Origin of the sequence: Candidatus Colwellia aromaticivorans, assembly GCF_003333305.1 — a bacterium.
GTDB classification, from domain to species: Bacteria; Pseudomonadota; Gammaproteobacteria; order Enterobacterales; family Alteromonadaceae; genus Colwellia; species Colwellia aromaticivorans.
In genome coordinates, this window is sequence record NZ_QOLD01000066.1 from 47,189 (window position 1) to 58,960 (window position 11,772).

Consider the following 11,772-nt stretch of genomic DNA (forward strand, 5'->3'; position numbering starts at 1 on the left):
AATACAACAGAACACAGAGTAAATGCTTATAAAAATTGATTGTTTTTTATTGAAGTTTGTATTTAGTCAATTTTAATGTAGTCTTTTGAACCTCACGACGTTGATTATTTTGTTGCCTGCTAAGAACAAAAAATAAGAACAAATAAGTATATGGTGAATGTTTTGCTTCAAAATTTAAAATGGTTGAATGTGTTATTGCTTGCAGTCTCCGCGTCCCTAGTAGGCTGTAATGCTGCAATAGATATCGATAAAGCGTTAGAAGGTCATTTAAAAGGCCCAGCAAAGATATATCGTCATTCCCTTGCTGGTGCGCCGAGTAGTCTAGATCCTGTCAATGCCGCAACAGTCTATGCAAATAATATTGTGGTAAATATTTATGACACCTTATATCGATATAAATACCTTGCTCGTCCTTATGAAATAGTTCCTAACCTTGCTGTAGCCATGCCTGAAGTATCAGATGATGGCTTGATATATACCATTAAAATTAAAAAAGGTGTCTTTTATGCTGACGACCCCGCTTTCCCAAGTGGAAAAGGTCGAGAAGTTATCGCAGAAGATCTTATTTATTCCATTAAACGACATTTTGATGTTACTAATCGCTCTCAAGGATCTTGGCTTTGGGATGGTAAAATTGTAGGTATTAAAGAATGGAAAGATGTTGGCTCGCACTATAGTCAAACGATAGAGGGTCTAAAAGCATTAGATTCACACACTATTCAAATTACTTTATTAGCACCTTATCCGCAGCTAATACATACTTTTGCTCAGGGATTTTCAGCAATAGTGCCACATGAAGCGATTGACCATTACGGCCGTGAATTCTCGGTGCATCCGGTTGGTTCCGGTCCCTTTAAAATGCTTCGCTACGAATCATCAAATTATGCGTTGATGATTCGAAATATCAAATATCGACAAGAGCCGATCGATCTCGAATTTGAAGGTTATGATCCTAAGCTACATAAACAATATGGTATTGATAAAATTTCGGGTAAATCCCCGCCATTAGTTGATGCACTCAAGATAGATTTCATCAAAGAAACCGCTTCCCGATGGGCTTCATTTAACAAAGCTAATGAAATAAATTTTACCGGTGTACCGGTAGAGCAAGTGGATCAAATCCTTAGCCAGAAAAGACCTAAGATCATCTTAACGCCAGAAATGGATGAAAAATATCATATGTCTCATAACATTGAAGCCGGCTTTGTGCATACTGATTTTAATATGCGTGACCCTTTGATCGGATATAACGATGACCCTGTTAGAGACAAACGCAACAAATTACTTAGGTGTGCTATACGCTCAGCATTTAACTGGCAAGAAAGAAATGATGTATTCTATTCAGGTATAGGCATCATTTACCCAGGCATTATTCCACCTGTTGTTCCAGAATTTGACCCACAGCTTTCCAATAGTTCTACATTGCGTAATGTAGATGAGGCAAAGCGCCTGATGTTAGAAGGGGGTTGGACATCGGATAATGTGCCGACTCTGGTCTATGGAGGCGTAGCATCTGTGGGCACTAGGCAAATGTATGAACAATTTAGGGGATGGATGAAAGATATTGGTTTCCCAGAGGAAAAAGTTTCTTTTGATTCGTATGCCAGTTTTGGCGATTTTAATAAAAGTGTTAAGGAAGCGAAAATCATGATCATTGGCATGGGATGGGGACTTGATTATCCTGATGCTCAAAACACGCTACAATTATTCTATGGTCCTTATGGTTCCCCAGGCTCTAATAATTCCAATTATAATAACCTTGAATATAATCGATTATACGAACAGACATCTGTCATGCAACCCTCATCAGAACGCACAACACTCTATCGGGAAATGAATAATATGGTCATCGATGAATGTGTCAGTATGACGGGCATTTCTCGTGATCGAATATTGTTATGGCACAAAAATGTTGTTTCTTATGCGGATATACAAATAGTGGGAGGCTTCCATCTAAAGTTTGTTGATATGCTAGATGAGGAGGATAAATAATGGAAACATTACAATATACCTTGAGAAAACTTGTCACCGGAATCCCTTTGATATTAGGCGTAACACTTATTAGTTTTACATTGATGGTGCATTTTGGTCCCGATAAAACCTATGATCTACTTGGTAAAAATCCAACGCAAGAACAGATAACTGAAGTGCGTCATCAACTAGGTTACGATAAAAGCTTTGTTGTACGTTATACACAATATTTGAAAGAATTAGCCACAATGAACTTCGGTTATTCTGATTCATCAGGTGAAAAAGTATCGAGCATTTTAATTCGGACAATGCCTGTTTCTTTAGCATTAATTCTTCCGGGGTTTGTTTTGGGTAATCTTTTCGGGGTTATTTTAGCATTAATTGCCGCCTATCATCGAGGGCATTGGATCGACAAGATTATTATGGGTGTTTCTGTTATGGGCATGAGTGTCAGTTTCCTTATCGTGATTATAGCCTTTCAAGTTATATTCTCCTCTTCTCAAGGACTTGATCTATTCCCTGTTAGAGGTTGGGATGTGTATTCATTTACAGATTATATTCACTATGTAACGGTACCTACCTTAGCATCTATTTTCGTATCTCTGGGTTACAACACTCGGTTTTACCGGGCAGTAATTGTTGAGGAAATGGGTAGGGATCATGTACGCACAGCTAAAGCGTTTGGCGCTCACCCGATTGAGTTATTATTTAAGAGTGTTTTGAAAAATAGTTTGATTCCTATCATTACTCGAATTATGTTCTCTATTCCACTCGTTGTAATCTCAGGCAGCCTGCTTTTGGAAAGTTATTTTGGTATACCGGGTGTCGGTAAAGTCACTTATGACGCTATTCTTTCGGGCGATCAACCTATTCTTAAGGCAGTTGTTGGATTAACCGCAATCATGTTTGTTTTCACTTTGATTATCAATGATATCTTATACAAAGTTGTCGACCCGAGGATTTCTCTAAAATGAGTACAGTACTTGATACATCTACTGTTGAAAGGGTAGAAGATAAGGTAGGCGAATCGATGTGGTCAAAGGCGGCTTATAAATTTCGCCGTGACCGTACTGGCATGATGGGACTATCTGTTGTGGCTTTCTATATGTTAATAGCACTGGGCGTCGCATTGGGACTTTGGGGGACTGAATGGTCTGATAATAATGGTCAAAAATGGGAAGGCATATCGTCGCAATACTGGTTTGGTACTAATATACTTGGCCAAGATATTTTTGAGCGAGCAATATTTTCCACTAAAACAGCCTTTGAAGTCGGATTAGTCGTAGCCGTTATTTCAACCTTGATTGGCGCTATTTTGGGGGCATTATCTGGTTTTTTCAGTAACACCTGGATTGATGAAATTATTCTTTGGGTAATGGGAGTACTCGATTCTATTCCCTTTTATTTATTTGTAGCGGCCATAGCTTTTGCGTTAAGTGGATTTTCCTATTCAATGCATGTGGCAATGATTGCCACATTTTGGACAACCACTTCACGGCTTGTACGGGGTGAAGTGATTAAATTAAAAAATTTTGAATTTGTTGAAGCGGCTCGTGCCGTGGGGGTTCCTCAGCATATCATAATATTTAGGCATATTTTGCCAAACACCTTCCACATATTATTAGTGCAATCTACCATCGTTTTTGTCGGTGCTATTAAATCTGAAGTGATCTTAAGTTTCTTAGGATTGGGTGTGAAAGATGGTGTTTCATGGGGTTTGATGATCGCTGAATCAACACTTGAAGTACAGGCAGGAGAATTTGCTAACTTTTATGCAGCCTCAGCCTTACTCTTTATACTTGTCATGGCATTTAATATGTTTTCGGATGCCTTACAAGATGCATTAGATCCAAAGAAGGTAAGCGCATGAGCATTCACATGAGTAGTAAAAAACCCTTGTTAAGTGTTCGTGATTTGGTTGTTGAATTTAATACTGAACGCGGTCTCGTTCGCGCTATTGATGGCATCAGTTTTGATGTGATGCCTGGCGAAACTATGGGTCTTGTAGGTGAATCTGGCTGCGGAAAATCAGTAACGTCGTTGGCCATTTTAGGCTTGATTCCATCGCCTCCTGGCAGGATAACTGCGGGTAGTATTCAACTCAATGGTCGTGAACTGGTTGGGTTGCCTGAGTCTGAATATAGAAAAATCCGTGGCAGCGAAATATCAATGATATTTCAAGAGCCCATGACAGCATTAAATCCGGTATTTTCCATTGCAAGTCAGATGACAGATGTACTGTCACGACATCAAAAAATCCGTGGTAAACAAGCTAAAAATCGTGCCATTGAGATGTTAGAATTGGTAGGGATTCCATCACCGGATAAGCGTATTAATGAATACCCTCACCAATTGTCAGGCGGAATGCGACAACGTGTGATGATAGCAATGGCGCTTTCTTGTAATCCAAAGTTGTTATTAGCCGATGAGCCAACCACAGCACTGGATGTAACAATACAAGCTCAGGTAATGGAACAAATTGTAAAATTACAGCATGAATTAGGCACAGCAGTTGTATTGGTAACACACGATTTAGGTGTTGTTGCCGAATCTTGTCAAAGAGCTTTAGTAATGTATGCGGGACGCATTGTAGAGCAATCACCTATTATACCGCTGTTTAAAAACCCACAACATCCTTACTCAGCAGGACTGATGGCCTCAATTCCAAGAATTCGTGCAGATAAAATAGCAGAATTACCCACTATTCCAGGTACAGTGCCTGATTTGTTGCATTTGCCGAAGGGCTGTCGTTTTGCCGAACGCTGCCAATTTTCTGATGATCGTTGTCACCAAGAACAACCGAAGAACCAAACGAAAGACAATCGTGAAGTGGCCTGTTTTCATCCTTGTGGAGAGGCATCATGAGTGTGCTATTAGAAGTCAAAAACTTAAAAAAACATTTCCCTATTCATGGTGGATTATTTAATCGAGTGGTCAGCCAGTTAAAAGCTGTTGACGATGTCAGTTTTGTACTTGAAAAAGGCAAAACTATGGGGCTTGTAGGTGAATCTGGCTGTGGTAAATCAACACTGGGTCGAGCGGTACTTCGTTTACATGAACCTACAGGTGGAACGGTAATACTCGATGGTATAGATATTACCAAACTTGAACCAAAAGCGCTGGTAGATGCGCGTAGAGATATGCAAATTATTTTCCAAGATCCTTATGCATCGCTTAGTCCGCGAAGAACAATACAACAAACGCTGCTTGAGCCTCTGGAAACTCATCATATTGGCACCGCTGAATCTCGCCAACAAAAAATTGAAGAACTGCTTGAAATAGTCGGCTTAAGAAAACATGTATTGCATCGATACCCACATGAGTTCTCCGGTGGCCAACGTCAACGTATTGGTATAGCGAGAGCACTGACGCTTGAACCTAAATTCATTGTTGCTGATGAAGCCGTATCGGCTTTAGATGTTTCAGTACAATCACAAGTATTAAATCTGATCTCAAATCTACAAAAAAAGTTAGGAATATCGTTTCTCTTTATCTCACATGATCTAGCGGTAGTTCAGCATATCAGCGATGATGTAGGTGTAATGTATCTTGGCCGGTTAGTTGAAAAAGCAACCGCGACAAGCCTTTATAAAGAGCCAAGACATCCCTATACAAAAGCCTTATTATCAGCGATACCCACACCCGATCCAACCACCAAAAATCAACGACAAATTTTGAAAGGTGATGTACCTTCACCACTAAATCCACCCTCTGGTTGTACTTTCAGAACTCGTTGTCCTGAAGCAATGGATATATGTGCCAAAAAAGCCCCTTTACAAGTAGAAGTAGGTAGTAAAAATGATCCACATTGGGTAGCTTGTCACTTATTTGAACTGTCATAAGCTTTTCTGATATTTGGGAAACCAATGGTTTTATCTTAAATATGCAGGAGTATATAATTGATGGGGGTTTGATGGGAATTGAGCAGCGATAACAGCATTGATTATTATACAATTTGGCCTTGGTTAATAAAACGCGTCATTAAGCATTGTTAACAGGAATTATTCTTCATTATTAGCCGATTCGTCATCATTAAAAAAACTATCTGTGAAATGTTTTAATCCTTCTTGAACTAAGTCATAAGTGCTATCAATATCCGTGGCAATTTTTCCATCAAGCACTGATAAACTTTCAAGGATATCACGTGCATCCTTAAAGCCTGTTTCTATACCACCACTAATAATCGCCATAAATTTATCTAAAGACTCTTCGGGTGCTATATCTGTATTTTGTTGTTGAAAAGCCGGAAAAAATCCCGTTGCTAAGCTGACAATTCTTGTCGCTGTCGCTTCTGGTGATACATCAACTTGGTTGTCATAAGCGGTTTGTATTGGTTTACTTTCTTGTGTGGGATCAAGCGCTTCATTAATTGCAGCTAACGCTGTTTTATAGAGTAAAGCCATAGGCTCATTACCCATTTTCAAGCTAACGTCCATTTGTGAACGAACAATAGCGCTATTTTGTTCTTTTTTAGCTTGAGCCTGATCATAAACCGCATCGGTTTGTTTAGATTGTGGTGGATGTATTAATTGCGGTGTTTCATTTATATTAGTGATGGGCATAAAGCACCTCTTTTACTAAGCTTTAGCATAACAATAGCTAACTATGCTAAAAATTGAAATTAATGGGTTTAACAAATCTATACCCGTGACCATTCAAAGTGCAGGTTTCAGTGGGAGAAAAAAACGATTTAAACAAGGTGTTGATTGCGGAGAATGGTTGTTCCCTTGTCAAAATCAATAAGGCAGTGTAAATCGTTTTTAGCCCCATCGGAGAAGCACTTGAGCAATCCCATTTTATTGTTGCGCCAAAGAAATAGGGAATACCATGATTTAATTGACGCGCCTCAAACTGAAATTGCTCAAGTACTCTGAATCGAGCACTTTGAATGATTACGGGTATATGTAGTGTTATTAGTGTAATAATACAAAGTTTTGCTTAAAGAGGTTACCTATTATTTAATCTTTCAAATGATGAAAATCTATCTCTTCAATTTTACTACCAGCATTCGCATCTAAAAACATGTCGTTATCAAACTGCTGTTCAGATTTAGCAACAACAATGCTTACCATACTATCTCCGGTAACATTAACAGCGGTGCGAGTCATATCAAGCAATCTATCAACACCGATAATTAAGGCAATACCTTCAATAGGTAGTCCAACTTGATCTAACACCATTGCTAGCATAATTAATCCAACACCAGGAACGCCAGCAGTACCAATAGAGGCAAGTGTTGCTGTTAGCACAACAGTTATATAATCCGCTAAGGTTAAATCTTGACTGAAAACTTGGGCGATAAAGACCGTAGCGACGCCTTGCATAATTGCTGTGCCATCCATATTAATGGTGGCACCTAATGGTACCGTAAATGAGGCTATTGAATTTTTAACGCCCATTTTTTTTGTGGCTGTTTCTAATGTAACCGGAATAGTGGCATTTGAGCTTGCGGTTGAAAATGCAAAAATAGCAGCGTCACGCATTTTTTTCAAGAATATAACAGGGCTTAAGCCAGTCAGTAATTTTAATATTACTGGGTAAGTGACTAAGGCGTGAATAAATAAAACTGCCAGTACCACTAAAAAGTAAACAATTAAATTACCAAAGGTTTCAAGTGACACTGTAGTAAATAAGGAAGCGAGTAAAGCAAATACGCCATACGGGGCTATATTCATTAAAATAGCCACTAAGCGCATGATCACTTCACTTAAGTCTTCAAACAAACTAGCTACGCGTTCACCTGCTTTTCCTGATAAAGCAATCGCAATGCCAAAGAGTAAAGCAAAAACAATAATTTGCAGCATATTGCCTTGTGCAAACGCTTCAAAAGGATTGGTGGGGAACATTTGAATAATAACTTGCGCAAAAGATGGTGCTTCTCTGGAAGAGAAACTGGTGCTAGCAGTCATGCCTACTCCCTCACCGGGACCAACAATTATAGCGATAAATATTGCAAAAGTTATTGCTATTGCAGTCGTTATTAAATACAAGCCTATTGCTTTACCGCCAATACGGCCTAATTTAGTTGTATCTTGTAATGAGCAAACACCACAAACAAGAGAAACAAAGACTAAAGGCACAACAAGCATTCGTAAGCTTGCCATAAATATTTGGCCGATTATTTCAAGTACGCCATCAACTAAAAAGTTTTGTACTGACAATTCAAATAAAAATACATTAATGAGTAAATCACGACCATTAGGCATAAGCCATTGTAAAAATGTACCAAGGGCAATACCTGAAATCATGCCGATAATAATTCTGGTGGTCAAACTGCTTTTTTTTAGTGTCATATGTATATAACGGATATTGTTAATATGATTATATTGGTAAGGTTAGCAATAAACTGAACGATAAAAAACAGTTTTGCTTGTTTTGCGCTAAATATAAGAGTTTTTAGGTTAACTTCCTTGATGATTAAGCTTTTTTTTTTGAATTGAGCTATTAAGTTGTACTTTTTTGCTTTTTTTCAGTTAAGATGTTTTCTTACGCACATTATAATTAATCAAAAGACAATAGGAATGCCCTTATGGAGTTACTTCGACGCTTTAGTTTTACTCTGTTATTAATGATGTTAACCACATTAGTAGCATGTGGTGGCGGTGATGGAGGCCTTGAAGCTGATAGTGGGGGGGGGGATTTTGGTCGTGGCGGTACTATAGGTAATGGAGTGTCTATTTTACCTACCGATGTTACTTTGCCCGAGACAGAATCAGGTAAAGGGGTTATCTACGGTAAAGTATATAGTAGCGCTACGGGAACGGCTATTGAAGGTGCTGTTGTGTCGGCAGGTAGTCTAACAGCAACTAGTGATGTTGACGGTACTTATATGTTAGTTAATGTACCTTATAATGCTAGAGTTATTGTAAATACCAGTATGAATGGGTTTAGTGAACAATCTCAGGTTGTTAATTTGTCTGCTTTACAAAAGGCAGTAATTGTTGACCCTAGTTTGTTGGCTCAAGGTGTTAGTAAAATCTTTGATCCAAGCACAGATGAGGTGATCAGTTTCTTTACTGCTTCAGTTTCAATTGCTGCGGATAGTTTAGTTTATTTAGACGGCGGGGCGGAACATCCACCAGTAGGTATGGTAACGGCAAGTTTAACAAATGTTGATGCGTCATCAGACCCTTACATTATGTCGGGTGATTTCTCTACGACAGACAATTTTTTAGAAAGCTTTGGTGCTATTTCAGTTAGTTTTATTGATGAAAGCGGCAATGAGCTTAATTTAAAAACTGGCGCTACATCAGATATCACCATTCCTTTTGCTAGTTCAACTACTCCTTTAGAGACAGCAAGAGCATTATATTCATACTCTAGCTCAACTGGGCTTTGGATGGAGAAAGGTATAGCAAATGCTTACGAAAGTGATCAGTTACAGACCGCTTATCGAGCAACAGTGGATCATTTTTCAACGTGGAATGTTGGAGAAGAGTTCAGTGGTGCTACAGAAGCGATTGTTATAGGTTGTGCTTTTGATGAGCAAGGTGCACCTTTACATGGCGCTGTTGTAAGAGCACGAGGTAATGATTATATTGGTGCTAGTACCGCTATCGTTGATGAAAGTGGTAATTTTTCTATTAGAACAAAAGCAAGTTCTACCGTATTAATTAATATTTCAGATCAAGGTAAAATCAGTAATACTGTTGTGGTTGATACAGCTGACGGCAACACTATTTCTGAATGTTTAAGCGTGAAAGACTTCTCAATTTCTGTGACTTTAACTTGGGGAGAAAATCCTGCCGATTTAGATACGCATTTAGTGGGGCCTGATTATCATATTTATTACGTTGAGAAAGGATCTTTATCTGGATTCCCTTTCGCGGCATTAGATGTAGATGATACAACCAGTTATGGTCCAGAAGTATTAACTATGCTTAAACCAACCACCAATGGTGACTATGTTTATTCTGTCTATCACTTTGCGGGCACAAGCAATATTACAGAATCGCCTACCAAAGTAGAGCTTAATTTTAATGGTGATACTTTTGTTTTTTCTCCCCCTGAAGGGCAAGGTGTAAATAAAACTTGGAATGTGTTTAAGGTAGTTGTCGATAGCGATCTTAATGTAACAGATCTTAGGTCTCTACAAAGTTGGACTCTTAGCTCTCCAAGTCTTTAATGTCTTATGTTTAGTTAAATAAATCAGTTATTAGGGAATAGTCATTGCCATTTTTCTACAAACGGTTTTGGTTTTGTAGGTGACTGTACCTTCAGTGATTAAAGTATTACAGAAAGGGCTCTATTTTGAGCTTTTTTTTTGTTTTTTATTAAATTAATGTCTGTAATTTATTTACTCATTTCCTCTAGCAAAAACGCAGAAATATCACAGGCAACTTTCAACGTTTTAATACGGCTAATTTCACCTTGACCAGAGCTATCAGTAAAGGGTGCTATTTCCATCATATCAGCACCTGTTATTGGGTATTTCGCTGCAATAGCTCGCAATATTTGCATTGCGTCATCTGGCATTAACCCATCAGGCTCAGGTGTACCTGTTGAACTAGCAAAGCTTTCATCAATGGCATCAATATCAAAGCTGACATATAACTCATCAATGTTTTGACGTGCCAATTGCGCTAAAATATTTTCAATCACCTTTTCAATACCTAACTCTTTAATTTCTTTAGCCCAGTGTTGTTTTACACCAAAGGTACTTTCCCAATGTTGCTTAGATTTTCCTGTTGATCGAATACCTATTTGAATTAAGTGCTCGGGTGCGGGCAAATCATCTAAAATGTGTGTACACCAAGAGCCAAAACATAAATCGATCCCTAATCGTTCAATAAGTAAATCGGTATGAGCATCAAAATGAATGATAGCGGTACGCTTACCTTGTTTCGTTTTTGCTTGTAAATAAGCTTTAGTGAGTGGGTAGCTAACACTGTGATCGCCACCTAATCCAAAAATACCTTTATCAGGAAATTGTGCATAAAAATCATGCAAAACATCTTCGGTAATACTTAATGGACTAACGCAGTAGTTACTTTTATCATCTTGGTAAAGTGCTTTTCGACAATTTGCTATGGTTGCATCATTTAAATACTTGTCTGAAAGTAAATGAGGAATTACCCGAATATCACCTAAGTCAAAAACGTTTAATTTGGGATGTTGTTCTAGCAAGGTGGTGCGAATAAATAATGGCCCCCAATTAGCTCCACGTAAAATTCCGCCACCACAATCTGATGCTATACCTAAAATAACGGCACGAGAGGCCTCTGGCAGCTTATCTAAAGAGTTTTTCCATAAAGTATCAATATTGGTAGTCTGACCAAAAATTGTTTGATGTAACTGCTCTTTACGCTCTTTGGCGGTATTAACGGTAAAAACACCATTGCCGGGCGGACATAAGCATTGTGTTAACTTTTCTTTTAATTGTGCTGTTAATTGCGACATTTTGACTCTCTGTAAACGGTTTAAATAATGGTAATTAATATCATCAATTTTAATGTTTTTAGAATTTAGCTCTTATTTTTTTTGACAAAGTCGATTATGATTGCGCAGAAAATAGTGTTTTATTTTTAGGTAATCACTATGGGTAAGCATTATAGCTAAAAGCATTAACTTGTTATATATCTCAAATTGATTCAAAAATAAATGCTTGTCAATTTGCATATTTATAGATATATCTATAAATAGGTATGCAATTGTATTTTTTAAGTGAAACAATTTTTAACGTTATTTGAGTGAGATTAAAGCGTATGCTCGCACTTTGTTAGTCAAATATTGAATGAATAAAAAAACAAAAATAAATTTATCTTCTCAACTAGATAAACCGTCGAATTAGCAGGATTATAA

9 protein-coding genes are annotated in these 11,772 nt (G+C 38.0%); 6 read left to right on the forward strand and 3 right to left on the reverse strand.

The annotated features are described in order from the left end of the window. The first annotated feature begins 195 nt into the window (after positions 1-195). Genes DWA31_RS10145 through DWA31_RS10165 form a run of 5 tightly spaced genes read left to right on the forward strand, consistent with a single transcriptional unit; the run spans position 196 to position 5,813 of the window. The gene (locus DWA31_RS10145) at positions 196-1,992 is read left to right on the forward strand and encodes an ABC transporter substrate-binding protein (RefSeq protein ID WP_168427329.1); all 1,797 of its coding nucleotides are present in this window, start codon (positions 196-198) and stop codon (positions 1,990-1,992) included. Continuing rightward, positions 1,992-2,945: an ABC transporter permease gene (locus DWA31_RS10150; protein WP_114326475.1), complete on the forward strand. Its 954-nt coding sequence runs from the start codon at positions 1,992-1,994 to the stop codon at positions 2,943-2,945. The genes DWA31_RS10145 and DWA31_RS10150 overlap by 1 nt, the downstream gene beginning before the upstream one ends. Next, a complete protein-coding gene (locus tag DWA31_RS10155) occupies positions 2,942-3,841 on the forward strand; it encodes an ABC transporter permease (RefSeq protein ID WP_114326476.1) in 900 nt (299 codons plus the stop codon). The genes DWA31_RS10150 and DWA31_RS10155 overlap by 4 nt, the downstream gene beginning before the upstream one ends. Then, the gene (locus tag DWA31_RS10160; RefSeq protein ID WP_245942580.1) at positions 3,838-4,836 is read left to right on the forward strand and encodes an ABC transporter ATP-binding protein; all 999 of its coding nucleotides are present in this window, start codon (positions 3,838-3,840) and stop codon (positions 4,834-4,836) included. Before DWA31_RS10155 ends, DWA31_RS10160 begins: the two co-directional genes overlap by 4 nt. After that, positions 4,833-5,813 (forward strand): ABC transporter ATP-binding protein, encoded by a 981-nt coding sequence (locus tag DWA31_RS10165; protein WP_210725580.1) that lies wholly within the window; start codon positions 4,833-4,835, stop codon positions 5,811-5,813. The genes DWA31_RS10160 and DWA31_RS10165 overlap by 4 nt, the downstream gene beginning before the upstream one ends. 159 nt (positions 5,814-5,972) lie before the next feature. On the opposite strand, the gene DWA31_RS10170 is transcribed toward DWA31_RS10165, so the two are convergent. Beyond that, positions 5,973-6,533, reverse strand: coding sequence for a DUF5610 domain-containing protein (locus tag DWA31_RS10170; RefSeq protein ID WP_114326477.1), 561 nt, complete (start codon positions 6,531-6,533; stop codon positions 5,973-5,975). A 396-nt stretch (positions 6,534-6,929) separates the two neighbouring features. Continuing rightward, positions 6,930-8,264, reverse strand: coding sequence for a dicarboxylate/amino acid:cation symporter (locus DWA31_RS10175; RefSeq protein ID WP_114326478.1), 1,335 nt, complete (start codon positions 8,262-8,264; stop codon positions 6,930-6,932). A 236-nt stretch (positions 8,265-8,500) separates the two neighbouring features. Between DWA31_RS10175 and DWA31_RS10180 the strand changes: the two genes are divergently transcribed. Next, entirely contained in the window at positions 8,501-10,096 is a 1,596-nt protein-coding gene (locus tag DWA31_RS10180) for a YfaP family protein (protein WP_114326479.1), read from the forward strand. A 167-nt stretch (positions 10,097-10,263) separates the two neighbouring features. Here DWA31_RS10180 and DWA31_RS10185 read toward each other — a convergent pair whose 3' ends face one another. Next, positions 10,264-11,370: an arginase family protein gene (locus DWA31_RS10185; RefSeq protein WP_114326480.1), complete on the reverse strand. Its 1,107-nt coding sequence runs from the start codon at positions 11,368-11,370 to the stop codon at positions 10,264-10,266. Between the last annotated feature and the right edge of the window lie 402 nt (positions 11,371-11,772).